Genomic DNA, 25,017 nt, shown 5'->3' with positions numbered 1-25,017 from the left:
CCCCCACCCGGTGGCCGGGGCCCGGCCGCGCCCCACCCCACGCCGGCCTGCCTCTCCGCGGCTCGGCCGCCGGACACAAACCCTCTCGACTTCGAGCCCTGGCCGCGTACCGCGCCCCGATTCCGGCGAGGTCGGTTACCTACGCCGCCGGAGTGGTGATCCGATGCAGGCGCCGGTTCATCTCCGCTGTACGGCCGAGCCGGCAATTGCCCGCTGGGGCGAGCACACCGTGCTGCCTGTGCAAGCGCAACATCGGCAGCCGAGCCCGGCCGATCACCACGACCGATTCGGGCCGGGTCGTGGAGGTGGACGGGACACCGGCGCCGGGTCGAGGAAGTTCTCGGTGGTCGGTCGCCAGGGTTCGGCCGGCGTGCCGGCTTCCTCGGGGCCCTTGCGGCCGCACCAGCGGCGGGCCGTGTGCGGCGGCGGAGGCCCACAGAACCGCACTGCCGCCTCGCACCGGTGCGCCGGGCCGACCGCTACGAATCCAGGGTGTGCACACTGGTTGAGGGAAACATCCTGCCGTGCCCGGACCCATATGCGCCGGGGCACGGCAGGTGGTGACCGCGGAACGCGACTCGGCCCCCGCCGAGGGATAGCCGACCGGCGCTGCGCCGTGCCGGAAAGGACTGACGATGACACGGGCCCGATCGACCGCCACTCATTGGGGGAACTATTTCCTCGACACCGCCGCCGACGGAACACTGTCGGTGACACCCCACGGCGACGATCCCCAGCCCTCCCCGATCGGCCGCTCGCTGACCGCGCTCCAGGATCCGGACCACCGGATCGCCCGCCCGGCAATCCGGCTCGACTACTACCGCCACGGTGCCGCCGCCGACCCCGCGCTGCGTGGGCAACAGCCGTTCGTCGAGGTCGAGTGGGACGAAGCGCTCGATATCGCCGCCGGCGCCCTGCGCGCGGTCCGGGAGAAGGGCGGGAACCGCGCGATCTACGGCGGGTCGTACGGCTGGGCGGGCGCGGGCCGCTTCCATCACGCACAGAGACAGATCCACCGCTTTCTGCAGATGTTCGGCGGCTACACCGCCTCGGTGGACACCTATTCGTTCGCCGCGGCCGAGGTACTCGTTCCGCACGTGCTCGGCATGAACGCCTACGTTGCGGCGAAACAGTCCCCCACCACCGCGGAGATCGCCCGGCACTGCGCCCGCGTGGTGTTCTTCGGCGGTGCCCCGCAGCGCAACACCCAGGTCAATCCCGGTGGTGTCGGGGCACATCCGACCACCGGCCGGCTCGGCGCGCTCCGCGATGCCGGCGTCGATATCGTCCATATCGGTCCTGTCCGCGACGATTGCGATCCGGCTCTCGGCGCCCGCTGGGTGCCCTGCCGCCCGCACAGCGATGTCCCGATCATGCTCGCGATGCTCCACACCCTCGTCACCGAAGGACTGCACGACCGCGCGTTTCTCGACCGCTATTGCACCGGTTTCGACCAGTTGGCCGAGTACGTCACCGGCCGCGGCGACGGTGTACCGAAAACGCCGGAATGGGCCGCCGGCCTGTCCGAGGTCCCGGCCACCGAGATCCGCGACCTCGCCCGGCTGATGGCCCGCGAACGCTGCCTGATCGGTCTGCCCTTCGCCTTGCAGCGCGCCGAACACGGCGAGCAGAGTTACTGGACCGCCTGGGCGCTCGCGGCCGCGCTCGGCTACATCGGCCTGCCGGGTGGCGGTGTCCTCATGGGCACCGGTGTGGGCATGACCAACGATATGCAGCGCCGCTACCTGCCTTTCGAGATCGGCGCGTTCCCGCAACCGGGCAACCCGGTGACCGATATCGTTCCGGTGGCCCGGCTCACCGAAATGCTGGAACGGCCCGGCGGCACCGTCGACTACAACGGGCGCGTCCTCACCTATCCGGAGATCGACCTGATCTATTGGGCCGGGGGCAATCCGTTCCACCACCATCAGGACCTCAACCGGCTGCGGCGCGCCTGGTCGCGACCGCGCACGGTCATCGTCAACGAGATCAGCTGGACGGCAACCGCCCGGATGGCCGATATCGTCCTGCCCACCACCGCCTCCGCGGAGCGCGAGGATTTCGCGGGCGGACGATCGGACCACTGGCTGACACCCATGAATCAGGTCCTCGAACCGTACGGCCGGGCGCGCGACGATTACGCGATCTTCGCCGGTCTCGCCGAGCGGCTCGGTTTCGCGCAGCGATTCACCGAAGGCCGGACCGCACGGCAATGGGTGGAACGGCTGTGGGGCACCACGGTCGACAATGCCGCGGCCGCCGGCATCCACCTGCCCGGCTACGCGGATTTCCGGGCCGGCGCCCCGCTCGATCTCCGGCCGCTGCTCGCCGAGAGCCGCCACGTCCTCGAACTGTTCCGTGACGACCCGGACCGTCACCGGCTCCACACCCCCTCGGGCCGAATCGAGCTCTTCTCTCCCACCATCGCCGGATTCGGCTACCGCGATTGCGCCGGCCACCCGGCCTGGTATCCACCACGCGAATGGCTCGGTAGCCCACTGGCACAACGCTTTCCACTGCATCTGCTCTCACATCAACCCGCCACCCGGCTGCACAGTCAGCTCGATTACGGTGCCACCAGCCGGGAGTCGAAGATCCGCGGCCGCGAACCGCTGCGGATGAACCCGGCCGACGCCGCCGCCCGCGGCCTGTGCGACGGCGATATCGTGCGCGTTTTCAACGACCGCGGCGCCTTCCTGGCCGGACTGCGGATATCCGATGCGCTGCGGCCCGGTGTCGTGCACATGGCGACCGGCGCCTGGTACGACCCGCTGGACCCCGCCGACCCCGAATCGCTGGATGTCCACGGCAATCCGAATACGGTCACCAACGATATCGGCACCAGTTCGCTGACCCAGGGCCCGTCCGCCAACAGCTGCCTGGTCGAAGCGGAACGCTACGACGGCGACCTTCCACCCCTCCGGGTCCGCATACCCCCGCCCACGGTGGACGCCGTCCGGAAGCGCTGATCATGGTGGCGGCACTCCACGGCCGACCGGCTGTTCACGTCGATCGGCACCATCGTTCGGCGGCACGTCCCCGGCCGCGGCGCGGCGCCTCCCGGTCGGCTCTCCCGGCCGCGTAACTGCGCACACCACGCGGAACCCGCGGGCGTCGTGGACCGGTCACCTGCCCCGAACGACCGTCAGAAACCGAAAAAGCCAGGTCAGATGCCGTGAAAAGGTCGCCGGCGGGAAGTAACCGGACGTTTACCTCGGAGCCTTGCCGCGTAACCCGGCCCGGTCGCACGCTACCGGCATGCACCACATCGCGGAACACAACGAACGGCTCGGCCCGCAGGATCGGGCGCGTGACCGGCCGGTGTTCGAGGGACAGGTCCGGCGGCTGCTGCCCACCTCGGGACATCTGACGACCCGCCGCCTACGCGACCTACTTCGCGCGGAACTGCGGTCCGGCGCATTCGGCACCGGGCGGCTACCCAGCGAATCCGATCTGATGTCCCGGCACCGGGCCTCCCGGGACACCGTCCGTGCGGCACTCGACCTCTTGCGACGGGACGGACTGATCGAACGCAGGCGCGGCCTCGGGACGGTCCCGATCCGGGACGAGTACGTCATCGCGGGGGCACCGCCACCGGCCGGCCGGTCACTGGAGGAACATCTCGGGCTCGGCCGGATCGCGCCGCGACTGCTGCACTGGGCATGGATCCCCGCGCCGCCGGTGATCGCGAGCCGTCTCGGCGAGGTGGAGGCAGGTGCGGACTGCCTCTGTATCGAGTACGTGCTCCTGCTCGACGACCGCCCGCTCGCCGTCTTCACCAACTATCTCCGAGCGCCCGAGGCAAGCGGTCTCGACCAGACCACCTTCCGCGACGACTTCTACACCCTGCTGTATTCGAGTGGGGTCGACCTCACCGGTTGCGATGTGGGCGTGCAGGCGGGACGCGCCGACGACTGCGCGGCGGCGCTGCTGCACATCCTGCCCGGTGAACCCGTTCTGCTGGTCGAACAGACGATTCGCGACCCGGCGGGCTGCGCGATCGACTACGCGCTCGGCACCTGCCGCGCCGAACTCCACCTGCAGATCGGCGGAATACCCCGTATCGATGCGACCGGCGCGCTGTCCCTCCGACAGTGATCTCCGCCGAACCGAGAATAGGACGACCATGACCACGACAATCCGACCACCCGCGCTGCCGACACTCACCGACGCCGCCACCGCACTGCGCACCGGAGAAACGAGCGCCACCGAACTCGTCGAACAGGCCATCGCCGCGGCGGACGCGGCCGACAGCGAGATCGGCGTGTACCTGACCCGGTTCGACGACCACGCCCGGCGGGCGGCCGCCCGCGCGGACGAGCAGATCGCGGCCGGGCAGCCGCTGGGACCGCTCGCGGGAATCCCGGTGGGAATCAAGGATATTCTGGCGCATTCCCAGGGCCCCACCACAGCGCAGAGCCTGGTGCTGGACCCGGCCTGGGGCGCGGCGTCCGGCGACTGTGTCGTGGTGCGCCGGCTGGAACGGGCAGGCGCGATCGTCACCGGCAAGACCACCACCATGGAATTCGCCATCGGTGCGCCCGATCCGGGTAAACCCTTCCCGGTGCCACGCAACGCCTGGGACACCCGCCGGTGGGCCGGCGGGTCCAGTTCGGGGTCGGGCAGCGGGGTCGCCGCCGGAATGTTCTGTGCCGCGATCGGCACCGATACCGCGGGCAGTATTCGCATTCCAGCGGCGTTCAACGGCATCACCGGCCTCAAACCGACCTTCGGCCGGGTCCCGAAATCCGGCGTGGTGCCGCTCGGCTACACCCTCGACCATATCGGGCCGATGGCCCGCAGTGCGGCCGACTGCGCCGCCGTTCTCGCCGCGATCGCGGGATTCGACGACTCCGACCCCTACAGTTCGCGCACGCCCATCGACGACTATCTCGGCGCGCTGACCGGCGATCTGCACGGCATCACCATCGGGGTGGACGATCTGGACCGCTACGCGAGTGGCGGTATCGACCCCGCCCAGCCCGCGCTGTTCACCGCGGCGGTGGACGCACTGCGTGCCGCCGGTGCAACGGTGGTGCCGGTCGAGGTGCCGATGTACCCCGAGCTGACGGCCATCGATATCGTCGTCATGCTCGCCGAAGCACACGCCTACCACCAGCAGTCCCTGCGCACCCGATGGTCCGATTACGGCCAGGCGACCCGGATCATCCTCGCCGGCGGGGCCGGTGTCAGCGGCCCTGATTACGTCCAGGCGCAGCGTGTCCGGCGCATAGCCCAGCAGCGGATGGCGGAGCTGCTCGCAGCGGTGGACCTGATCGTCACGCCTACCGGCCACCGGGGCGCACCCGCACTGGACACCATGGACCCACTCGACCCGCTGGGTGTTCTGCCCTCGTTGCACACGCCGTACTGGAACCCGCTCGGCAACCCGGCACTCGCGGTGCCGATCGGACTCTCCAGCGAAGGCACCCCCTTGTCGATGTCCATCGCCGGCCGCCCCTTCGCCGAGGCCGCGGTCCTGCGGGCCGGGGACGCCTTCCAGCGCCGTACCGATCACCATATCCAGCGCCCCGCTGCCCACCGAGGAGAAACCCGATGAGTATCGAGACCCCCGACACCTGGTCCGCCGACTCCGCCGAGAACACCGCGGTCGACGCCATGTACCGCCTGGTCGGTGACATGGCAGCCGTGCTGCACGGATTCGACGAGGCCCGCTACACCGACCCCAGCGGCGGCTTCACGATCGGCTGAGAATTCACACGCCGGCGGCCATCCCCCCGGTCACCCGGAGGGTTTCACCGGTGACGAACCGCGCGCGGTCCGAGGTCAGGTACAGCATCGCCTCGACGATATCGGCCTCGGCACCGTCCGCGTCGATGTATTGCATGGCCTTCACCCGCTCCTTCGCCGCCTCCGGCAGTTCGGCGCGGATGGTGTCGGTCAGGATCAGGCCCGGCGAAATCGCGTTGACGCGGATCCCGTCGGCACCGAGTTCCCGGGCGAACGTGATGGTCAGTCCGGCCACGGCGAGTTTCGAGGTGCCGTAGGCGGTGCCGCCCAGATGTGCTGCGGCAGAAGCAATATTGACGATGGACCCGGCCCGGCCCGCCATATGCGGATGCGCCGCGAGGGTGCAGGCGATCACCCCGACGATATTGACGTCGAGGAGGCGCCGGACTTTCGCCAGGCCCATGTCCCGGATGGGCCTGCTGTACTCGTCGCTGTGCAGACCGGCATTGTTGATCAGCACATCGATCCCGCCGTGGATCTCCCCGGCCTCGGCCATGATCGCCGCCATGGCCGTCTCGTCGGTGACATCGCCGGCGAAACCGCGGGCGGAGCCTCCCGACTGCCGGATCTCGGCCGCCGCCTCCTCGGCGGCCGAGCCGTCGATATCGACGAGCACGACAGCGGCCCCTTCCGCGGCGAGCGCGACACCGAAAGCCTTGCCGAAGCCCCGGCCGCCGCCGGTGACGACAGCGGTCGTGCCGCTCCGCCCCCGTTCCGGTGCGTTCTGCCGGCGATCCTGTTCTGCCATATCGGGTTCCCTCCGCGTCGAGCCGGTACGACGAACCGGGCTCGTCTCGGGACGAGGTCGAAAGAACACTCTTCTCTATATGGAGAACACGATTCGCCAATCGAACGTATCACTGACCGCGCGGCTTCCGGGACCGAATGTGGGTACCGCAACGCACCCAGCGAACGCCGCCGACACGACCGGCCCGGGGACGGCGCTGCCGTCCGGGCAGCGGCGCCCGGAAAGGCCCGTGCCGATTCAGGCGCCGGTTTTCGCTTCGACCAGCACTGTGGACTCGACGAGTGCGGACAGTTCCGCGAGTTCCTCCGCGGTGAGATCGGTCAGCGGGGGCCGCACCGAGCTCGACGGACGCCCGGCCGCGGTCAGGCCCGCTTTCACGATCGAGACCGCATAGCCGGGCCGGCGGTCGCGGATATCGAGGTACGGGATGACGAAGTTCCGCAAGTGTGCGTAGACCGACGCCCGATCGCGGGCGCGCACGGCAGCGTAGAAGTCGAGGGCGAACTCCGGGGCGAAGTTGAAGATCGCCGACGAGTACGTCGTCACACCCATTTCGGCGTAGGGCAGGGCGAACGTTTCCGCTGTCGGCAGCCCGCCGATATAGGTGAGCCGATCGCCGAGCCGGGCGTAGATCCGGGTCATCGCCTCGATATTGCCGACACCGTCCTTGAATCCGATCAGGTTCGGGCACCGCTGCGCCATCCGCGCGACGGTCACGTCGTCACACACCGCGTTGGCTCGACTGTAGAAGATCACCCCGAGCGATGTCGCCGCGCAGACCGCGGCCACATGTTCGACGAGACCCTCCGGCGAGGCTTCGACAAGATACGGCGGCATGAGCAGAATTCCGTCCGCACCCGCCGCTTCGGCCGCGCGGGCCTGCCCCACCGCCGCCGCGGTACCCGCCGTCGCGGGCGCGATCACCGGAATCCGGCCCGCTGTCTCCGAGACCGCGGTACGCACCACCCGATCGATCTCCTCGGGGGTCAGGGAGAATCCCTCGCCGGTGCCACCCGCGGCGAACAGCCCGGCGACGTCGTACTGGGCCAGCCAGGCGATGTGGTCACGATAGGCGGATTCGTCGAAGGCATAGTCCGCGTCGAAGAAGGTGACCGGGAAGGAGAGCAGGCCCCGGCTGAGCGCGGGCCCGAGATCTGCTGCGGGGAAATGTGACACGGACGGATGCCTCCTGATAGCGGGTGGAACGAAAAATCAGCCGGGCGGCAGGGTGGGAAGCAGTTCGACGACCCGGCGCAGCGCCGGATTCGCCTGCTCACGACGCCACACCGCGTACAGCAGTGCCTGCTCATCGACTCCGTCGAGCAGCCGGAACCGGAGCCCGTGCGGCCGCAGCCGCCCGGTGGACGCGGGCACGATGGCCAGCCCGCGGCCCGCCATGACCAGCGCGAGCATGGTGGGCACCTGGGTGAGCTGATGGGTCGAGGTGTAATGCACGTCGGCCAGCACGCGGGTCAGCAGATCGGCGAAGTACCGGGCCGGTCCGGGCGCGAAGACCAGCAGATGCTCGCCGGCCAAGGCGGTGACCGGCACCGGTCCTTCGATGTCGAGCCGGTGGTCCTGTGGGATGACCAGTGCCAGCGGTTCGGCGAACACCAGCCGGGACTCGAATTCCGATTCGTCGATCGGCGGCCGGACCAGTGCGAGATCGAGTTTGCCGCTGCGCAGGTCCTCCAGCTGGCCCGCGCTGACCTGTTCGCTCAGCGCCACCTCGACATCGGGGAGCGCCCGCTCGATGTGGTTGAGGAACCGGCCGAGGAAGGCGATACCCGAAGCCGCGGTGAATCCGATGCGCAGTGTCCCGGTGCGACCGGTCGCGACCAACCGCGCGGTACTCGGCGCCGCCTCGGCCAGCGCGAGCAACCGGCGCGCCTCCACCAGGAACGCGGTGCCGGCCGGAGTGAGCGCGACCCGGCGCTGGGTCCGGTCGAACAGCACCACGCCGATATCGCGTTCGAGCTTCTGGATCTGGCGACTCAGCGGTGGTTGCGTCATCCGCAGCCGTTCGGCGGCCCGCCGGAAACTGCCCTCCTCGGCCACGACGACGAACCCGCGAACCTGTTCCAAAGACAACATGGCAGCAAGCTTGCACGGGCCGCTCCCTTTTCGCGTCACGCATTTCTCCGGCGAACCGGCCGGCCGTCTGTCGGCCCCGGATCGATGCCTCCGAAGGTAAGCGGACCTACTGATACCCGTCCAACATCGACTTTGCATCGACCGATACTCAAAGGGAATTGAAGGCAAAAAGTGTCGTCAGCTGGCATGACCGCGGCTACTGTAGCCATTCGGGTATCACTCAATACCGAATTGGTGTTCGACGGGTATCACCTCGAGGTCCTAACCTCCGTATCACACCGATAGGCAAGTGACTCAGACCACACTTGCTGGTGACAGGAGGACGACGATCTTGAACAGGACAACGGCGTGCCCGGTCGTCGCGGCGCTCGTCGTGGCGACGGTGACCGGATGTTCGGTCGCCAATTCGAGCCACAGCGTGGCGGCCCGGCCGGACACCGTGCGCATCGTGCTCCCGCACGAACCACCGACCCTCGAGCCCTGCGACGCCTCGCTGACCGATACCGGGCTCGTCGTCCGCTCCAATATCACCGAACCGCTCGTCGAACGCGACGCGAACACCGGTGCGCTGGAACCCAAGCTGGCCGAGAGCTGGAAGCAGACCGGACCGACGGAATGGCGCTTCACGATCCGCGAGGGCGTCACCTTCAGTGACGGATCGGCATTCGACGCCGAAGACGCGGCCGCGTCGATCGACCGCGCCGTCAACAGCGATATCGGTTGCGATGTGGACGGTTACGTCTTCGGTGATGACGCCCTCGGGGTCACCGTCACCGGTCCCCGCACCGTCACGGTGCGGACCCCCGGGCCCGACCCGATCCTGCCGTTGCGCATCTCGTTCGTGGAGATGGTGCCGAGCACCACCTCGCGGACCGACATGGTCCGTGAACCCATCGGCACCGGGCCGTACCGGATCGACTACTGGGACTACGGCCAGCGGCTGGGCCTGGTGCGCAACGATTCGTACTGGGGCCCGGCGCCTGCCTATGCCCACGCGGTGTACCAGTGGCGTGCCGAAGGCAGCGTGCGAGTGGCGATGGTGGCGAACGGGGAGGCCGAGGTGGCCACCGCGCTCGGACCCGACGACGGTGCCGGCGAACTCGGCATCGCCTATCAGAACAACGAGACCACCGCGCTCCGCATCCATGCCACCGAACCGCCGCTGAACGACTACCGGGTCCGTGCCGCCATCGACCACGCGATCAACCGCGCGGGCATCGTCGAGGCACTGTTCCGTGGGCTCGGCCAACCGGCCGCGCAGCTGGTGGCCAAGGGTGTGGTCGGGTTCGGCCCGGATCTGGCGCCCACACCGTACGACCCGGATCGTGCCGCGGATCTGGTGGCGCAGGCGAAGGCCGACGGCGTCCCGGTCGAGAAGCAGATCCGGTTGATCGCGCGGACCGGGATGTTCCCCAAGGTCGACGAAACCGCGGAGGTCATCCAGTACGCGCTGAGCGAGGCCGGGCTCAACGTCAAGATCCAGATGATGGACACCGCCGGCCAGATGCAGTTCCAGGCCCGCCCGTACCCGGAGAACTCCGGTCCGATCCTGGCGCTGATCCAGCACGGCAACCAGGCCGGTGACGCGCAGTTCACCGTGGACCAGTACCTGCGCAGCGACGGCTACCAGAGCACCACCGGCACAGCCGAGCTCGATACGGCGATCACGGCGGCCACCCGCCTCGGCGGCATCGCACGCCAAGATGCCCTCGCGGCCCTGTTCGCCGCCGAGCCGGCGGCCGTCCGGCAGATGGCCTATATCGCGCATATGCAGGGCGTGCTGGCGATCGCGCCGAGCGTGCGCTACCGCCCGAACCCGGCAACCGGCGACGAGCTGCGCATCGCCGAGCTGATACCCGCCGGCCCCGGCGCCGACCACTGATCCACCCCACCGCTCGACCCGTCCAACGGAGGACATCATGACCGCCCGCCCATTCCCGCCCCGGCGGTGAGCTGTGTTCGCATTCCTGCGCAGCCGCGTTTTCACCAGCCTGGTACCCCTGCTCGTGGTGCTGTTCGGCGTATTCCTGCTCGCTCGGCTCACCGGTAACCCGACCGATCTCTATCTACCCGAATCGGCGACGCCGGCCCAGCGCGCGGAGTTCGCGGCACAGAACGGCCTGGATCAGCCGGTGTGGAACCAGATGATCGACTACCTGGCCGGAGTCGTCCACCTGGATTTCGGCGAATCCCTGCGCACCGGCGAATCGGCCGCGGCGATGGCACTACGCGCCTTTCCCGCCACCCTGCAACTCGCCTTCGTCACGATGCTGCTCGCCGTCATCGGCGCGATCGTCATCGGCTGCTGGGCCGCCTATAGGCCGAACTCGATCGCCGACCGGGCCTCCAGCCTGCTGTCCATGACCGCGGCCAGTATCCCGGATTTCTGGTTCGCGATCACCGGAGTCTGGATCTTCGCCGTGGTGCTCGGCGTACTCCCGACCTCCGGCACCAGCAGCGGGTTGTCCTGGATCCTGCCGATCGTGACCCTCCTGATCCGGCCGCTCGGTGTCCTCACCCAGGTGGTGCGCGGGGCGATGGTCTCGGCCCTGTCCGCCCCGTATGTGCGGCTGGCCCGGAGCAAGGGGGCCGGTGATCTCCGGGTAGTCACCCACCACGCCCTGCGCAATGCCTCCGGATCCGCGCTGACGGTCGCCGGCGACCTCACCGTCGGACTGATCAACGGCGCGGTGGTGGTGGAGGTGATCTTCGGCTGGCCCGGTATCGGCAAATTGATGATCGACGCCATCCTGCAACGCGACTTCGCCGTCCTGCAGGCGGCGGTGCTGCTCACCGCGATCAGCATCTTCGTCCTCAATATCGCGGTCGACGCGTGCCACGCGCTCCTGGACGCCCGCGTCCGCGAGAAGGTCAAGGTCTAGGAGGCCGTCGAAATGTCCATTGATTCCGGTCCTCGGCCGACGGACGCGGTCACCGCTCCCGGCGACAACACGATTCCGGTAGCACCGGCGCCCGCCGCACCCGGCAAGGTCTCGCTGTGGCGGCTGCTGCTGCGCGACCGTCTCGCGACGGCGGCCGCGTTCGTCCTCGTCCTGGTGTTCCTGGTCGGTGTGTTCGGGCCGCTGGTCCTCGGCGATATTGCCAGGGAGCAGAACCTCGACGAATCGACCCTCCCGCCGTTCGATCCGGACCACGGCTGGATCAATATCCTCGGCACCGACCCGCTCGGTCGTAGCGTGCTCGCCCGGCTGATCGTGGCGTGCCGCACCACCTTGCTCGTCGCGCTCCCCGCGGTCGCACTGTCCTGTGTCATCGGGTCGCTGGTCGGCATGTGGGCCGGCTATCACCGCGGCCGGCGGGAGACAGTGGCGATGCGGGTGGCCGATGTGATCATGAGCTTTCCGTCGCTGCTGCTCGCCGTGGTGGTGCTCTATGTGTATTCGCCCAGCATCGCCAATATCATTGCGGTACTGGTCATCACCCGCATCCCCATCTATCTGCGCACCGCCCGGGCCGAGGCGGCCGAACTGCGCAGCCGGCTGTTCGTCGACGCCGCGCGGACCTTCGGCGCGGGCAGTGCGACGATCATCCGCAGGCATGTGTTCCCGATCCTGCTGCCCACCCTGCTCACCGTGGCGACCCTCGACTTCTGCTACGTGATGCTGGCGGAATCGTCGCTGAGCTTCCTCGGCATCGGCATCCAACCCCCGGATGTCAGCTGGGGGCTGATGGTGTCACAGGGACGGACCTATCTGCAGACCGCGTGGTGGCTGTCGTTCTTCCCGGGCCTGGCCATCGTGCTGACCACGGTCTCGGCCACCGTCCTGGCCGCCTGGGCGCGGATCGCCACCGACCCCGGCCAGCGCTGGCGGCTCACCGTGCCGCGCTCCCGCCGCTCCCGGCTCTTCCCCACGAGAAAGATGGTGATGCCGCAGTGAACGCGCCAGCACTCACGTCCCAGCCCACCGCGTCCGGCGACGACCGCGTGGCCCTCGAGGTGTCCGGACTGACCGTCGACCTGCGCACACCGTCCGGCACGGTGCGCGCGATCGACTCGGTGTCCTTCCCCGCCCGCCGCGGCGAGACCCTGGCCCTGCTCGGCGAATCCGGGTGCGGGAAATCGATGACCGCGCAGGCGCTGGTCGGCCTGCTCGATCCGGTCGCCGAGATCACCGCGGGCTCGGCACGCCTGAGCGAGGTCGACCTGGTGACCGCAAGTGGCAAACAGCGCCGCGCGCTCGCCGCCACCGAACTGGCGATCGTTTTCCAAGACGCGCTGACCGCGCTCAATCCGGTGTACCCGGTGGGTAAGCAACTGGCCGAACCGTTCCGGATCCATCGCGGTATGTCGGCGAAACAGGCCGAGCGCGAAGCGCTGTCGCTGATGACGCGTGTCGGAATACCGGAACCGCAGACCCGGATGCGGGCCTACCCGCATCAGTTCTCCGGCGGTATGCGGCAGCGACTGCTGATCGCCATGGCGGTCGCGCTGCGCCCCTCGGTGCTGATCGCGGACGAACCGACCACCGCGCTCGACGTCACCGTCCAGGCACAGATCATGTCCCTGCTGCGCGATCTGCGCACGGAACGGGATATGGCCGTCATCCTGATCACCCACGATCTGGCCCTGGTCGCCGAGGAAGCCGACCGGGTGGTGATCATGTACGCCGGAAACGTGGTCGAAACCGGCCCGGTGGCAGAGGTTTTCGCCCGGCCACGGCACCCCTACACCAAAGGCCTGCTCGACTCGGTCCCCGTCGGCACCCACCGGGGGGCGACGCTGAAGTCGATCGGCGGCACTCCACCGGACCTGCATTCGATCCCGGCCGGCTGCGTCTACCGGGAACGGTGCCCGATCGTCCGGGACGCCTGCCACACCCGGCCCACGCTCGAGCCGGTAGCTCCGGGGCGTCTGTCGGCCTGCCATTTCTCCGAGGAGTCGAGCCATGTCTGAACCACTGCTCCGGGTGCGGGGCCTGACCAAAACGTTCAAGGTCGCCGCGAACAAGGCGGGCAAGAACCGGTTGCGCGCGCTGGACGGCATCGACCTGGAGTTGCGCCGCGGCGAGACACTGGGACTCGTCGGCGAATCAGGCTGCGGAAAAACCACGCTGGCCCGCACGCTGATGATGCTCGAACGGCCCGATTCGGGCACCGTCACCTGGGACGGTGCGGACCCGCTCGCCCTGCGCGGTAAGGACCTGCTGGCATTCCGCCGGCGGGTGCAGATGGTGTTCCAGGACCCCTACGCCTCGCTCAACGCGCGGATGTCGGCCGGCGAGATCATCGCCGAACCGTGGCGCACCCACCGCGACCTGTACCCGTCCGCACAGGCCCGGACGGAACGGATCCGCGAACTCCTGGACCTGGTCGGCCTGCGCGCGGGCGACGCGCATCGGTATCCGCAGGAATTCTCCGGCGGGCAGCGGCAGCGTATCGGCATCGCGCGCGCCCTGGCGCTGAACCCGAGCGTGGTGATCTGCGACGAACCGGTCTCCGCCCTCGACCTGTCGGTGCAGGCGCAGGTACTCAACCTCCTCGACGACCTGCAGCGGCAGATCGGCATCTCCTACCTGTTCATCTCCCACGATCTGTCCGTCGTCCGGCATGTCACCGACCGGGTCGCGGTGATGTACCTGGGACGCATCGTGGAGACCGGATCCACCGACGCCGTCTTCGACCGTCCCGCGCACCCCTACACGGAGGCGCTGCTGTCGGCCGCACCGCAACTCGCCCCCGAAGCACGCGGCCGGCGAATCATTCTCCAGGGCGATGTCCCGTCCCCGCTGAACGCGCCGTCGGGTTGCCGGTTCCGCACCCGCTGCCGGCACGCGACCGATATCTGCGCGAGCGCGACGCCACCGCCCGCGACCGATGAGCACGAGGCCGGGCATATCGCGGAGTGCTATCACCCGAGGACGGTACGGGCGGAGGTCCCGGTGGCCGCGAAGTGATCGCGGCCCTGCCACTGCACCGGGTCAGCCGATCGGCACCCCACTGAGGATCGGGACGAAGCCCCAGTCCATGATGCGTCTGGCATCGGCTGTCGCGGCGTCCAGGTCGTCGGGTGAGCTGTTCAGAACCACACCGATCAGCCGCTGACCACCCCGGGAGGCTTCGAACAGCAGGCAGGTCCCGGCGGCGTTCGTGGACCCGGTCTTGATACCCGTGGTGCCCGCATACTCGCGGAGTAGCCCATTGGTGTTCTCCCAGACGTGGTCCTGGTTCGCGGCACCGGCGGGCTGGTGATAGACCGGGGCCCGGACGATCTCCCGGAACACCGGGTGGGCCATCGCGTGCCGGCCGAGCCGCACCAGTTCCGCGGGCGTGGAATACGTGGCGTAATCGTCGGGGACGGGCAGACCGCTGGCATCGGTGAAATGAGTATTCGGCATACCCAGTCGCTGCGCGGTGGCGTTCATCTTGCCGAGGAAGGCGTCCTGCCCGGGTCCGTAGGCCTCGGCCAGGGCGTAGGCGGCATCGCAGCCGGAGGGGAGCATCATCGCGTACAGCAATTGGCGTGCGGTGAGCACTTCGCCGGGAACCAGGCCGGCGGAACTTCCGCCGTGGGCGGCCGACGCGTCCACGGCTGTCCGCGGCACGGTGATCGGCCGCTCGAGATCGCCCGACTCGATCACGACAACGGCCGTCATCACCTTCGTGAGACTGGCGATCGGGACGCGGATATCCGGCTGCCGGGACCACACGAGCATCCCGGTATTGGCCTCCGCCAGCGCCGCCGCCGGCGCCTGCACGCCGTCCGGCTGGAGAGTCAGCGGAAACGGAAGCTGCGAGCTACCCGGGACCGGCGCGGCCACGGCGGCGGGAGCGAAGACAACGAGTATCCCGGCGACAGCCGCCAGTAGTACACGGGCATAGGTTCGCATCGCCACATTGTGTCGCCCGATCGTGTCGAACAGTGGGATTTCCCACCGGAGTCGTGGCCTTTTTCTGCAGGTCAGAGCGAAATCGGCCGCCCGGCTAACCGGTGCGGCCCAACCTGCGGGCACGGGCCGTCCCGTCCCGCCGGTTGTCCCCCGGTGCCTCGAGGAGTTCCGAATCCGGGGCGGGTGGCCCCTCCATGCCACTCGTCTGTGCCGAGCGCGATATGCCGCCCGGCGGATTCGACGAGTACCGTGCGGCCACAAGATCGGGTACCCGCGGCCGCGGGTACCGTTCGGCACGCCTGCGGGCGCCCGATGAACGTATAGCCGCTCCTCCCCGACCTACCGCTCGCGAACGAAAGGTGACCGCGTGCCCCAGCACACCCCACCTACCCCGGACCCGCGTGCGATCCCGGATCCCGGACGGCGGCACTTGCTCTCACTGCTGGCGGCCGCGCCGCTCGCGGTCCCCGCACTGAGCACCCTGACCGCGGCCCCGGCAGCCGCGGCGCCCGCCCGCCGCCCGAACATTCTGGTCGTCATGACCGATCAGGAGCGCGCCGATATCGCGCTGCCTTCCGGGTTCTCGCTGCCCGCACGCCACCGTATCGACGCCGCCGGCGTCCGTTTCGCCATGCACCACACTCCGACCGCACCCTGCACGCCCGCCCGGTCCACCTTCTTCACCGGCCTGCACGCCCCGGCGAACGGGATGATCGACAATGTCGGCGGCAGCGGTTTCATGGACCGTGTACTCGAGATGACCGGCAGCACCAACGCCGACCTGGACACCGCCCTGCCCACCCTGGGCACCTTGCTCCAACAAGCCGGCTATCACACCGCCTACATCGGTAAATGGCATCTGTCGAATCCGGTGAGCCCCGACCCGGCGGGACTCGCGAGCTACGGCTTCCACGAATCCCACGACGTCCTCGGCGGCGGCGGCCCCAACGAAGGGCTGCAAGAAGATCCAGGGGTGGCCGACCGAGCGGTGAACTGGTTACGCGACAACGCCGCCCGCCCGGATCCGTGGCTGTGTGTGGTGAGCATGGTCAACCCGCACGACATGATGTTCTGCCCCCGCTTCTACCGCCTCGCGGACGTCCCCGACCACGGCGCCGACGTCCCGCCCAACTTCGAAACCGATCTCTCCACCAAACCGCGGGTGCAGAGCACGTGGCGGACGCTGAACACCGCCGTCGGCGGGGTCATGCCCGGGGAGGTGACCTCTCCGGAGGGACGCCGCCAGTGGCAGCAGTGGGGCAACTGGTACCTCGAACTCATGCTGCGCACCGACGAACTCATCGGCCGCGTCCTTGACGGCCTGAACTCCAGCGGCGCCGCCCAGGAAACGGTTATCGTGCGGGTCTCCGACCATGGCGAACTCGGCGGCGCCCACGGGCTGCGGCAGAAAGGCGCCATGATCTACCGCGAGAACAACCGCGTCCCGCTCACCATCGCCGACCCACGCGCACCGGAAACCCACGGCACCACCACCGCCGGCCTCACTTCACATATCGACCTCGTCCCCACCCTCGCCGCCCTGGCCGGCGTCCCGCTGCCGAGCACCGGCCGCGACCTGACTTCCCTGCTCCACACCCCGGAAGCCGATGTCCGAGAAGCACTGCTGCTCACCTCGGACGCGAAATCCAGTGGCGGACAGACACCCGGCGCGAGGTACTGCCTACGCGGGACGATCACACCGCGCTACAGCTTCGCCCGCTATTCCACCGCCGAGGGCATCGACGGTCCACGCAACGAGTTCGAGTACGAGCTGTACGACCGGCACGAGGACCCACTCGAAATGCGTAACCTCGCCCACGAACCCACTGCCGCACCGCTGATCGACGAGTTGAACGACCTCGTCGATCAACTGATCACCGAAGAACTCGCCCCACACTGAAGCGAGAACACCCGATAGCTGCTCGTGCGCAATCAGGTAGCAGGTCGACCCGGGTGTCGGTGCTGATCAGTTGATCGCCGCGGCGCGGGACAACCATCTCGATGGCATCGTGTCCAAACGCACCGACCCGACATATCTGCCGGGCCGCCGGGCCCGGGCCGGGATCAAACCCCGCTCCGCAAGACCACCGAGGCGATTGTGGCCGGCTGGACCACCGCGCCGTCGTAGGTGTGGGCTCGTCGTCGCGGTGGCGATGCGCTCAGCCCTCGTCGTCGAAGTTCAGCACGACCAGCGGCATCGGCCGGTCGACCTTGGACTGGAAATCCGCCAGCAGGGGGTTGTTGGGCAGCACCCAGGCCGCGAACTCGTCGTAGTCCGCGCCTTCGAGCACCTTGCCGGTCGCCTGGTAGGTCTTGTCCCGGAGCTCGATAGTGACCTGCGGATTCGCCTTGATGTTATACCACCACGCCGGGTACTTGTCTTCGATGAACGAACTCACGAACATGGTGTCGCCCCGGTACAGGGGCCCCAGCGGAGTTGTGTGCCGCTTGCCGCTCTTGGCTCCCGTGGTAGTGAGCAGGATGAGGTCCCCGCCCGCGTAAGCACCACCCACCTTGCCCGAGTTCTCCCGGAACTCCTTGATCACATCATCGTTCCAGTTGGCGATGCCGTCCTGCCCATCCCAGGCCTGGTTCCACGGTGCGTTCGGATCGTCGTAGTCGGTGATGTCTGCCTGTTCCGGCTGTCCCTCGGTCACTTCGGTTTCGCTCATGATTCGAGTCTTTCGCGGAATTAGGCCAGTTTCCGTCCTGGTTCGACGTGAGGACCCTACGTTTTCCACAGCGGTCGATACGGGTGGAAATCGGACACAAACCGGAAGGCCGTCCGTCCTTCGATGGAATACAAAAATGCCCCCTTGAACCGCAAGGATCAAGGGGGCATTCGAGTGGTCCCAGCTGGTTTCGAACCAGCGACCTTCCGCGTGTGAGGCGGACGCTCTCCCGCTGAGCTATGGGACCAGGGAATCGCTCGGCGGGTCCTTTTTCGGCACCCTCCGAACGAGTAGGAACCTTAACACGCACCACCCGTTCGCCGCCAAATCGCCCTGATGTCATCCGTTCGGGGACCGACGGCCGACGTGCCGAGCAATCGGTGACGGTTTCCGTCGGGCAGCACTCGCGGTCGCGGGCGATACCGCCACAGCGAATGACATCCGTGTAGTTCAGGGCCTTCTACCAGGCGATTTGTAGGTTTCGCCGTATGTCGGCTAATGTTCTGTCTCGCACCACGGAGGGCCGCGAGGCCGCCGGGGAGCGAATGCGGATGTAGCGCAGCTGGTAGCGCATCACCTTGCCAAGGTGAGGGTCGCGGGTTCGAATCCCGTCATCCGCTCGAGAGGTAGGGCCAGGCGCATAGTATGCCTTCCCCCTTTGCGCGGTGGAGTGGCCGAGTGGTGAGGCAACGGCCTGCAAAGCCGTGCACACGGGTTCGATTCCCGTCTCCACCTCGCGCGATTAGCTCAGCGGGAGAGCGCTTCCCTGACACGGAAGAGGTCACTGGTTCAATCCCAGTATCGCGCACCATCGTCAAGCCAGGTCAGAGGCACTTTTCGAGAAACTCGGAAGGTGCCTCTCCTGCATTCCGGGCCCCGCCCGCCACCTAGTTCATATCGCTCGCAGCCGGGTATCCGTCGGTGCCGGGATCGAACAGACGATCTTCCAGACGACAGGAGCCGTGCCATGCCGCTCGCACTCTCGACCCAGATCGAGTCGACTTTCGACGAAGCGCTCGACCGCACCCGTGCCGCCCTGAGCGATCAGGGGTTCGGTGTGCTCACCACTATCGATATGACTGCCACGCTCCAGGAAAAGATCGGTGTCGATATGGAGCGCTACACCATCCTCGGGGCCTGCAACCCGTCACTCGCGCACCGCGCGGTCGATATCGACCGGCAGATCGGGCTCCTGCTGCCGTGCAACGTCGTGGTCCGGGCGGAATCGGGCAATGATCGGGTGGTACACGTCGAAGCTATGGACCCGCAGATCATGGTGCAGGTCACCGGACAACCCGGACTGGCCCCGGTCGCGGAGGAAGCCGGCCGGCTCCTGCAGGCCGCCATCGACGCGGTCGGCTCCTGAACCCGTCCGGACTCGGCCGTCGGGCCGGTCGGCGGTTACCACCCGAGGGCTACTGCTACGCGTTCCCCATCTCTATCGCCGGCCATTGGCAGCCACGCGGATAAACCCGGCTCGGGGTCACCAGTGCGGCGAACTCGGTCACCGCGTGCCGCACCGCAGCCGCATTTCCGTCCTCGATCAAGCGCGGCAACAGGAGAGCCGGCTTCTCGTAGCGGTTGTCGTGATAGAGCCTTGTCGCGTCGGCCAGGACGGCCTCCAGGCCGCGTTCCGAGACCTCTGTGGACTGTCCGCCCGCCGCAGCGTCTCGACGCGGGCATCATCACGCTCGCCTTGTTCGATCTTGCGAACGTAGGACAACGAGACACCGGACCTCCCCGCGAGCTCTCGCTGCGTGACGCCGCGTCGTTTCCGGACGGATTGGAGCCGCTCCCCGAGGTCCATAAGTCAAGGCTGAGTGCCCTCGTACTCCCGTGCACCGGTACTCGGGAGACCCCGACCACGATCCGTCAGACGCGGCTACGGTCCGGGATGATTCCGCGACCCGTATCCGAGCTACGGCGCATAGCGGAGGATGCCGGCGAGCTGCGCGCCGTCGGGGAGGTCCGCGGTACGGACGGCGAGGACGTCGCCGCCGGTAAGCAGGACGCGGCGGCTGATCTCGTCCAGGACGCCGGGGGCTTCGGTGGCAGCCGGCTCAGCGAAACTGACTGCGCCGTCTGGAGATACCGTTCCGGGAACCGAGGCGTCGATATCGACCAGCAACGTGTCGACGGCGCCCGCGGCGGCCGCTCGTGCGAGATCGGAGATATCGGTGGCGGCTCGGCCCTCGCTGCGGCGGCGCTCGAGCAGATCGACGAGATCGGCGAGTTGCGCGGCGTAGTGGCGGTCCAGGATCTCGCGGGAGCGGTCGGCCAGTTCGTGATCGGTGGTGTGCTCGGGGTTGCCGGGGATACTTTCGTCGAGCAGGTTGTCGTAGCTGTTCACCGAGCGGAACAGCGCGTTGATCGGTTCGGTGGCCGCCAGGATCAGCGGGGTATCGCGACCGGTGAACACATCGCGGAGTTCCGTGTCGATGGCGCGGGCGTACTGCCGGGCTCGCATCTTGGTGCCTTCGTCGCCCTGGACGCGGCGTTTCGGTGCGCGGTCGGCGAGGCTCGCCTTTCCCGCGTGGTCGGCGGCGCTGGTCGGCAGGCCGGGTATCGGTACCGTGCGGGCCGGGCGGTTCGCGGTGACCTCGACCAGACGGACACCGCCTTCGGCCAGCGCGAGAACGAAGGCGGTTTGCGGGAAGGTCACCGCCCGGAGCAGGCGTTTGAGGTAGAAGCGATCGCCGACCGTCTCCGAAGCGTTCAACTGGTTGGGTACGCGGTAGGTGCGGATACGTGTCGGTGTGGCCAGGACGACGAGCGTGCGCGACTGGAACCGCCAGAAATGCGCGTCGTCGATATAGGCGTCGAATTCTTCCTCCAGCGCGGCCCGCGCCGCGGGGTCGGAGATCAGCTCGAGCGTCCGCCGCGCCTGGTTCGAGAAGGCGATCCGGTTCTGGTCCGGATCGGCGGTATCGGATTCGGTAGGGGTGTAGATCGACACACACCAGGGATCGGTGACTGCCGCGAGCGCTTTGATCTCGCCACTGGCCGGGATATCGGTATGCAGCACGAACGCCTCCACATCTGATGGTCGCGATGACGCACCGGCGCCCGGTGGGCCCTCCGCAGCAGGCCGGTGGCCCCGCGGCAGACCGTGGTTTCGTGAGCGCCGTCCCTGGTCGGATCGGTTCAGCAGCTACTTCGCGAACTCATTACAGCACACGGCGGCACTTCATTCGCGCAGGTGAGCAATCGAATCGGGCGAAGCCGTCAGAGCACAGGATCACGGACACGACCGGTGGCAGACGGTGTCCGGAGCCGAGGTTTTCCACCGCTCGGCCGGCACCGGAAAGCGGGGGCGAGCAGCTGCGGATCGCCCGGTGCGCAGGGAAGGCCATTCATCGGTGAGTCCCGTCGCGGCGAGAGAGCACGGGAACGGCCGGGCGCGCGGATATCGCTCCGAGCCGGTGCGTTGCCGGTGGGTTTCGGTGGGCAGTGCCGGATCTTGTCGGTGGACGCCGTTAAGCTGACCCGCACGAACTCGAGCCGGGTCCCGAAAGGGGGGTGTGTGCAGGCGGAACCAGTCCGTGCGATGTCCGACGATCCGGGTCCCGGCGAGGCGGCGGATTTCCCTGACGATCTGCGCGACCATCTCTCGTTCGAGCTCGAGGAGTGCGCGCATGCCCTCGACGAGCTGGTCGCCGAGTACGCCGTCGATCGGGAACGCGCCGGTGCCATCCTCCGGTTCCGGCTCGGTATCGCCGGGGAGCGTCCCGAAACGCTCACCCGGATCGGCGCCCGCTTCGATTTCTCCCGCGACCGGGCACGCCAACTGCACACCAAGGCAGTCGGCGAACTGTTGCGGCACACCGCGCGTTCCGGGCGGCTTCCGGTGCCGGAGTACGCCCGGCGCTATCCGGTGGGTACCCGGGATTCCGTACTCACGCGGGCGCTGCTGGCCGAAACCTACGCTACCGATGCGGATATCGCCGTCAACGATCTGGCGTATCTGAAGCTGCGGCTGGCCGGGCACGGCGCGGCCGACGCGAAGCGCGTGGCGGGGTTCGTCACCCAGCGGATCGTGGGCTGGCGCAAGAAAACCAATCATCTGCTGTCCCGGCTCCGGGAAACCGGGCCGCCTGCGGGGCCACCCGCCCCGTGGCCGCATCGGATCGATTGGCCCGGCACGTCTGTGGCGTCCGCGCCCCTGCCCACTGTCGCGGCCCGCGCGTTCGATCTCGACGACGACGGACGCGGCCGTTTCTACCTGCACAAGCCGGGCCGCGATATCGGCTTCGATTCCGGACTCGAAGCCCGCCTGATGCGCCTGCTCGACACCGACGATCGCATCCGGAACTTCCAGGAATATCCCGACGCTGTCGGTTATCGGGTCGACGGCCAGGAACAGCTGCACTTTCCGACGCTGGTCGCCGAGCTCGACGACGGCCGCCGCGTCCTCATCGATGTGCAACCGCTGGGCCATATCGGCTTCTACGGGAACCGGATGAAGGCGCGCGCCGCCCGCGCATTGGCACACGACAACGGGTGGGGCTGGTTGTTGTGGACCGGAAGTGCTTGGGGCGAGCAGGAACTCGCCGCCCATCCGGTCTCCGGGGAAATCGGCAAACAGCTCACAGATCTTCTCGCCGACGGGCCGGTCCGGTTGCCCGCCCTGCGGCGGTTGCGCAACGACACGGGGATCGAACTGCTGGATCTGCTCGCACTGGTGGTCCGTCACGAATGGCGGTGGGACCGTGCGCCGTTCCGGCTGGCGGCCGGGGTCGAACCACACCCGGCCGCCCGCCTGCCGGTCACGACCTGACGAGCCTGTCGACCACGGTGTGATCGGCCCCATCGATTACGTCCTGACCAGCCCTACCGGTCACGGCTCGGCCGGCACCGCCAATCACGGCTTGATCAGCACCGCCGGTCACGGCTTGATCAGCATCGTCGCCGCGATGAAGGTGGCGAGCAACAACATCACGAAAACCGTTACCACCTGCCAGTTGTCGATGGTCTTGTGCAAGCGGCGGATCGTGTCCTCCAGTGCGCGATGCACCCGCTCCTGATCGGCGATCCGCCGTCCCACCGCGGCCACCGCCTCGGCTTGATCCCGCGCACGCTGGGCTGTCCGTTCCATCCGGGCATGCTCCCGGTCGAGCTGATGTTTCTTCTCGCGCACCGCCTGCCGGGCCACGGCGAGCGCGGTGCGCTGATGGATGAGTTCCTGGCGCTGCTGTTCGAGCATCAGCGCCTGTGTCCGGGTGTGTTTCTCCCAGTCGGTCACTGCCGCCCATCCCTTCCTCAAATGATCGCGGTAACCCCACGCGACCTCACCTGTCACCCATTCCCGCAGGAACTCCCGCAGCGGGTACGGGCGCTCACCGGGGACCACCAGGCCCTCCGAGCCGAGTTCGAGCACCCCATTGTCCGCGCGGTATTCACACGACTCCGGCGCGAGATCGGCGATACCGAGGGCGGGCAGTTGCGCCACCCAGAAACCCGGCGCGCACAACCACAGCACGCCGGCGAAACCCAGTGCCTTCAATTGGTCCGTATGCTGCTGCGCGAGTTCCTGAGCCAGTGGGCCGGACCGCACCTCGATCGCGAACTGTTCGGTGCCGCGCCGCCACCAGACATCGACGGTCAGCGGCCCGCACGCGCGGTCCACCACCGCCTCGTCGGCACCGAACGCGAGCAACCGGGCGGCCAGCCAGTATTTCAGCCGCTGGGTGTTCCATTGGGCTTCCACACAGCGGGAACAGCGGCAACCGTATCCGGACGCGGTATCCTCGGTCTGTTCCGGACGCGCGGAACCGTCCGGTATCCCCAGGTCGGACAGCATCGTCCGGCGCCCGCACCGTACTTCCGTTCGCCGCTTCGTCTGCATGCGACCACCCATCCAACCTGTCCCACCGCGCCGGCCCGACCACCACACCGACACTCCCAGGGTGCGCCACAACTGCCGGTCAGCGCCAGGTTTCTGCCCAGCAGTTACCCAAGTGGGACTTGCCCAACCTTCTCCCGGCGCACTGTCCCGGTCACCGGATCACCGGATGACAGAACGGTCCGGATCAGCGTGCGCAACCACGCATGCGCCGGATCGGGTGTGTTGCGCGGATGCCAGGCCAGCGAAATCGTCACCTCCGGAAGTGGCAGCGGGATCTCGAACGCACACAGGCCCAGTGCGGGCAAGGTGGTGGTCGCGACGAGCGCCGGTGCCGGGCAGACGACCGCGCCGGACCGCACGGCCAGCAGCGCGGTGGTCAGATCGGGCACCGTGGCCACCACCCGGCGGGTGCGGCCGTGCAGGGCGAGCCGGTCGTCGACGACACCGCGGGCGATGCCCCGCGGCGAAATACTGATATGTGCCGCCGCGGCATACGCGGCGACCGTCACTCGCTCCTCGACCAGCGGATGACCGGGTGCGGCAACGCCGATGAGCCGATCCCCGCGGACGCGTTCCACCCGGGTCTGCGGGTCGGCGTGGGCGATCACCCCGACCTCGACATCGATCCGGCCGTCCCGCAGCGCGCTCGCGGTCCCGGCCGAATCGGCCGGGACGAAACGCACCGTCACCCCCGGCGCCTGCGCGCGGACCGCGGTCAGCAATCGGCCGGCGAGTTCGGGCAGCACAGCATCGTCCACGTGCACCGCGAAACCGCGTACCAGAGCTGTCGGATCGACGACATCGGGTTTCGCCAGCAATGCCCGGCCCTGTTCCACCAGTGCACTCACCTCGAAGCGCAGTTCGAGGGCCCGGGGTGTCGGCACCAGTTCGCGGCCGGCACGCACCAGCAGCGGATCGTCGTACACACGGCGCAATCGCGCCAATGTCCGGCTCATCGCGGGCGGTGATGTGCTGAGTCGTTCGGCGGCCCGGGTGACACTGTTGGTTTCGAGCAGGGCGTGCAGCGCCACCAGAAGATTCAGGTCGAGATCGGCCACG

General features: G+C 68.2%; 22 protein-coding genes and 4 tRNA genes. 15 read left to right on the top strand and 11 right to left on the bottom strand.

Annotated features, from left to right (window positions below; genetic code table 11):
* Positions 1–635: 635 nt before the first annotated feature.
* The 4 genes from ACIA75_RS14160 to ACIA75_RS14145 all read left to right on the top strand — a co-directional run bounded on the left by ACIA75_RS14160 (position 636) and on the right by ACIA75_RS14145 (position 5,712).
* Positions 636–2,969, top strand: a complete 2,334-nt coding sequence (locus ACIA75_RS14160; protein WP_397103727.1) for a molybdopterin-dependent oxidoreductase — start codon at positions 636–638, stop codon at positions 2,967–2,969.
* Between the two features lie 289 nt (positions 2,970–3,258).
* Positions 3,259–4,098 carry a GntR family transcriptional regulator gene (locus ACIA75_RS14155; RefSeq protein WP_397103725.1) on the top strand — a complete coding sequence of 280 codons (840 nt, stop codon included), beginning with the start codon at positions 3,259–3,261 and terminating at the stop codon, positions 4,096–4,098.
* Between the two features lie 28 nt (positions 4,099–4,126).
* On the top strand, positions 4,127–5,560 hold the full coding sequence (locus ACIA75_RS14150; RefSeq protein WP_397103723.1) for an amidase: 1,434 nt from the start codon (positions 4,127–4,129) through the stop codon (positions 5,558–5,560).
* A complete protein-coding gene (locus tag ACIA75_RS14145; RefSeq protein ID WP_397103721.1) occupies positions 5,557–5,712 on the top strand; it encodes a hypothetical protein in 156 nt (51 codons plus the stop codon). The genes ACIA75_RS14150 and ACIA75_RS14145 overlap by 4 nt, the downstream gene beginning before the upstream one ends.
* Positions 5,713–5,716: 4 nt before the next feature.
* Here ACIA75_RS14145 and ACIA75_RS14140 read toward each other — a convergent pair whose 3' ends face one another.
* The 4 genes from ACIA75_RS14140 to ACIA75_RS14125 form a co-directional block, all read right to left on the bottom strand.
* On the bottom strand, positions 5,717–6,499 hold the full coding sequence (locus ACIA75_RS14140) for an SDR family NAD(P)-dependent oxidoreductase (RefSeq protein WP_397103719.1): 783 nt from the start codon (positions 6,497–6,499) through the stop codon (positions 5,717–5,719).
* A 237-nt stretch (positions 6,500–6,736) separates the two neighbouring features.
* Positions 6,737–7,675 carry a 5-dehydro-4-deoxyglucarate dehydratase gene (gene kdgD, locus ACIA75_RS14135; RefSeq protein ID WP_397103717.1) on the bottom strand — a complete coding sequence of 313 codons (939 nt, stop codon included), beginning with the start codon at positions 7,673–7,675 and terminating at the stop codon, positions 6,737–6,739.
* 36 nt (positions 7,676–7,711) lie between these two features.
* Positions 7,712–8,593, bottom strand: coding sequence for a LysR substrate-binding domain-containing protein (locus ACIA75_RS14130; protein WP_397103715.1), 882 nt, complete (start codon positions 8,591–8,593; stop codon positions 7,712–7,714).
* 294 nt (positions 8,594–8,887) lie between these two features.
* Positions 8,888–9,040, bottom strand: a complete 153-nt coding sequence (locus tag ACIA75_RS14125) for a hypothetical protein (RefSeq protein WP_397105417.1) — start codon at positions 9,038–9,040, stop codon at positions 8,888–8,890.
* Between ACIA75_RS14125 and ACIA75_RS14120 the strand changes: the two genes are divergently transcribed.
* The 5 genes from ACIA75_RS14120 to ACIA75_RS14100 all read left to right on the top strand — a co-directional run bounded on the left by ACIA75_RS14120 (position 8,967) and on the right by ACIA75_RS14100 (position 14,508).
* Entirely contained in the window at positions 8,967–10,475 is a 1,509-nt protein-coding gene (locus ACIA75_RS14120; RefSeq protein ID WP_397105291.1) for an ABC transporter substrate-binding protein, read from the top strand. The two genes, ACIA75_RS14125 and ACIA75_RS14120, sit on opposite strands and share 74 nt — an antisense overlap.
* A 73-nt stretch (positions 10,476–10,548) precedes the next feature.
* A complete protein-coding gene (locus tag ACIA75_RS14115) occupies positions 10,549–11,475 on the top strand; it encodes an ABC transporter permease (protein ID WP_397103713.1) in 927 nt (308 codons plus the stop codon).
* Between the two features lie 12 nt (positions 11,476–11,487).
* Positions 11,488–12,492, top strand: coding sequence for an ABC transporter permease (locus tag ACIA75_RS14110; protein WP_397103711.1), 1,005 nt, complete (start codon positions 11,488–11,490; stop codon positions 12,490–12,492).
* Positions 12,489–13,508: an ABC transporter ATP-binding protein gene (locus ACIA75_RS14105; RefSeq protein ID WP_397103709.1), complete on the top strand. Its 1,020-nt coding sequence runs from the start codon at positions 12,489–12,491 to the stop codon at positions 13,506–13,508. The genes ACIA75_RS14110 and ACIA75_RS14105 overlap by 4 nt, the downstream gene beginning before the upstream one ends.
* On the top strand, positions 13,501–14,508 hold the full coding sequence (locus ACIA75_RS14100; RefSeq protein ID WP_397103707.1) for an ABC transporter ATP-binding protein: 1,008 nt from the start codon (positions 13,501–13,503) through the stop codon (positions 14,506–14,508). Before ACIA75_RS14105 ends, ACIA75_RS14100 begins: the two co-directional genes overlap by 8 nt.
* A 24-nt stretch (positions 14,509–14,532) precedes the next feature.
* Here the strand turns inward: ACIA75_RS14100 and ACIA75_RS14095 are convergent, their stop codons facing one another.
* Complete coding sequence (locus ACIA75_RS14095; RefSeq protein ID WP_397103705.1) at positions 14,533–15,441, bottom strand: D-alanyl-D-alanine carboxypeptidase family protein; 909 nt, start codon at positions 15,439–15,441, stop codon at positions 14,533–14,535.
* A 367-nt stretch (positions 15,442–15,808) separates the two neighbouring features.
* Between ACIA75_RS14095 and ACIA75_RS14090 the strand changes: the two genes are divergently transcribed.
* A complete protein-coding gene (locus tag ACIA75_RS14090; RefSeq protein WP_397103703.1) occupies positions 15,809–17,341 on the top strand; it encodes a sulfatase-like hydrolase/transferase in 1,533 nt (510 codons plus the stop codon).
* A gap of 259 nt (positions 17,342–17,600) precedes the next feature.
* On the opposite strand, the gene ACIA75_RS14085 is transcribed toward ACIA75_RS14090, so the two are convergent.
* Both ACIA75_RS14085 and ACIA75_RS14080 read right to left on the bottom strand, forming a co-directional pair.
* Positions 17,601–18,113 (bottom strand): nitroreductase/quinone reductase family protein, encoded by a 513-nt coding sequence (locus tag ACIA75_RS14085; protein ID WP_397103701.1) that lies wholly within the window; start codon positions 18,111–18,113, stop codon positions 17,601–17,603.
* 175 nt (positions 18,114–18,288) lie between these two features.
* Positions 18,289–18,360 (bottom strand) — tRNA-Val (locus tag ACIA75_RS14080).
* A gap of 300 nt (positions 18,361–18,660) precedes the next feature.
* Here ACIA75_RS14080 and ACIA75_RS14075 point away from each other — a divergent pair.
* From ACIA75_RS14075 to ACIA75_RS14060, 4 genes are all read left to right on the top strand, one after another.
* A tRNA-Gly gene (locus ACIA75_RS14075) sits at positions 18,661–18,733 on the top strand.
* Between the two features lie 44 nt (positions 18,734–18,777).
* Positions 18,778–18,848 (top strand) — tRNA-Cys (locus ACIA75_RS14070).
* Position 18,849: 1 nt separating this feature from the next.
* Positions 18,850–18,924, top strand: a tRNA-Val gene (locus tag ACIA75_RS14065).
* Between the two features lie 156 nt (positions 18,925–19,080).
* Positions 19,081–19,479: a DUF302 domain-containing protein gene (locus tag ACIA75_RS14060; RefSeq protein WP_397103699.1), complete on the top strand. Its 399-nt coding sequence runs from the start codon at positions 19,081–19,083 to the stop codon at positions 19,477–19,479.
* Positions 19,480–19,656: 177 nt separating this feature from the next.
* Here ACIA75_RS14060 and ACIA75_RS14055 read toward each other — a convergent pair whose 3' ends face one another.
* Positions 19,657–19,920 carry a helix-turn-helix domain-containing protein gene (locus ACIA75_RS14055; RefSeq protein WP_397103697.1) on the bottom strand — a complete coding sequence of 88 codons (264 nt, stop codon included), beginning with the start codon at positions 19,918–19,920 and terminating at the stop codon, positions 19,657–19,659.
* Between the two features lie 111 nt (positions 19,921–20,031).
* Positions 20,032–21,138, bottom strand: a complete 1,107-nt coding sequence (locus ACIA75_RS14050; protein WP_397103695.1) for a hypothetical protein — start codon at positions 21,136–21,138, stop codon at positions 20,032–20,034.
* A gap of 498 nt (positions 21,139–21,636) precedes the next feature.
* On the opposite strand from ACIA75_RS14050, the gene ACIA75_RS14045 reads away from it, so the two are divergent.
* Positions 21,637–22,890: a hypothetical protein gene (locus ACIA75_RS14045; protein ID WP_397103693.1), complete on the top strand. Its 1,254-nt coding sequence runs from the start codon at positions 21,637–21,639 to the stop codon at positions 22,888–22,890.
* Positions 22,891–22,998: 108 nt separating this feature from the next.
* On the opposite strand, the gene ACIA75_RS14040 is transcribed toward ACIA75_RS14045, so the two are convergent.
* The gene (locus ACIA75_RS14040) at positions 22,999–23,913 is read right to left on the bottom strand and encodes a hypothetical protein (RefSeq protein WP_397103691.1); all 915 of its coding nucleotides are present in this window, start codon (positions 23,911–23,913) and stop codon (positions 22,999–23,001) included.
* A 149-nt stretch (positions 23,914–24,062) separates the two neighbouring features.
* Positions 24,063–25,016: a LysR family transcriptional regulator gene (locus ACIA75_RS14035; protein ID WP_397103689.1), complete on the bottom strand. Its 954-nt coding sequence runs from the start codon at positions 25,014–25,016 to the stop codon at positions 24,063–24,065.
* Position 25,017 lies beyond the last annotated feature (1 nt).

Source organism: Nocardia sp. NPDC051750, from assembly GCF_044453135.1.
Classification (GTDB): domain Bacteria; phylum Actinomycetota; class Actinomycetes; order Mycobacteriales; family Mycobacteriaceae; genus Nocardia.
The sequence above is the reverse complement of the archived record's forward strand: the minus strand, read 5'-3'. Positions and strand labels throughout refer to the sequence as shown.

Bases quoted from the DNA above. Each gene is read 5' to 3' on its own strand.
- ACIA75_RS14160 (WP_397103727.1), top strand. From the start codon at position 636: ATGACACGGGCCCGATCGACCGCCACTCATTGGGGGAACTATTTCCTC.
- ACIA75_RS14155 (WP_397103725.1), top strand. From the start codon at position 3,259: ATGCACCACATCGCGGAACACAACGAACGGCTCGGCCCGCAGGATCGG.
- ACIA75_RS14150 (WP_397103723.1), top strand. From the start codon at position 4,127: ATGACCACGACAATCCGACCACCCGCGCTGCCGACACTCACCGACGCC.
- ACIA75_RS14145 (WP_397103721.1), top strand. From the start codon at position 5,557: ATGAGTATCGAGACCCCCGACACCTGGTCCGCCGACTCCGCCGAGAAC.
- ACIA75_RS14140 (WP_397103719.1), bottom strand. From the start codon at position 6,499: ATGGCAGAACAGGATCGCCGGCAGAACGCACCGGAACGGGGGCGGAGC.
- ACIA75_RS14130 (WP_397103715.1), bottom strand. From the start codon at position 8,593: ATGTTGTCTTTGGAACAGGTTCGCGGGTTCGTCGTCGTGGCCGAGGAG.
- ACIA75_RS14125 (WP_397105417.1), bottom strand. From the start codon at position 9,040: ATGCGCACGGTGTCCGGCCGGGCCGCCACGCTGTGGCTCGAATTGGCG.
- ACIA75_RS14110 (WP_397103711.1), top strand. From the start codon at position 11,488: ATGTCCATTGATTCCGGTCCTCGGCCGACGGACGCGGTCACCGCTCCC.
- ACIA75_RS14100 (WP_397103707.1), top strand. From the start codon at position 13,501: ATGTCTGAACCACTGCTCCGGGTGCGGGGCCTGACCAAAACGTTCAAG.
- ACIA75_RS14095 (WP_397103705.1), bottom strand. From the start codon at position 15,441: ATGCGAACCTATGCCCGTGTACTACTGGCGGCTGTCGCCGGGATACTC.
- ACIA75_RS14085 (WP_397103701.1), bottom strand. From the start codon at position 18,113: ATGAGCGAAACCGAAGTGACCGAGGGACAGCCGGAACAGGCAGACATC.
- ACIA75_RS14060 (WP_397103699.1), top strand. From the start codon at position 19,081: ATGCCGCTCGCACTCTCGACCCAGATCGAGTCGACTTTCGACGAAGCG.
- ACIA75_RS14055 (WP_397103697.1), bottom strand. From the start codon at position 19,920: ATGGACCTCGGGGAGCGGCTCCAATCCGTCCGGAAACGACGCGGCGTC.
- ACIA75_RS14040 (WP_397103691.1), bottom strand. From the start codon at position 23,913: ATGCTGTCCGACCTGGGGATACCGGACGGTTCCGCGCGTCCGGAACAG.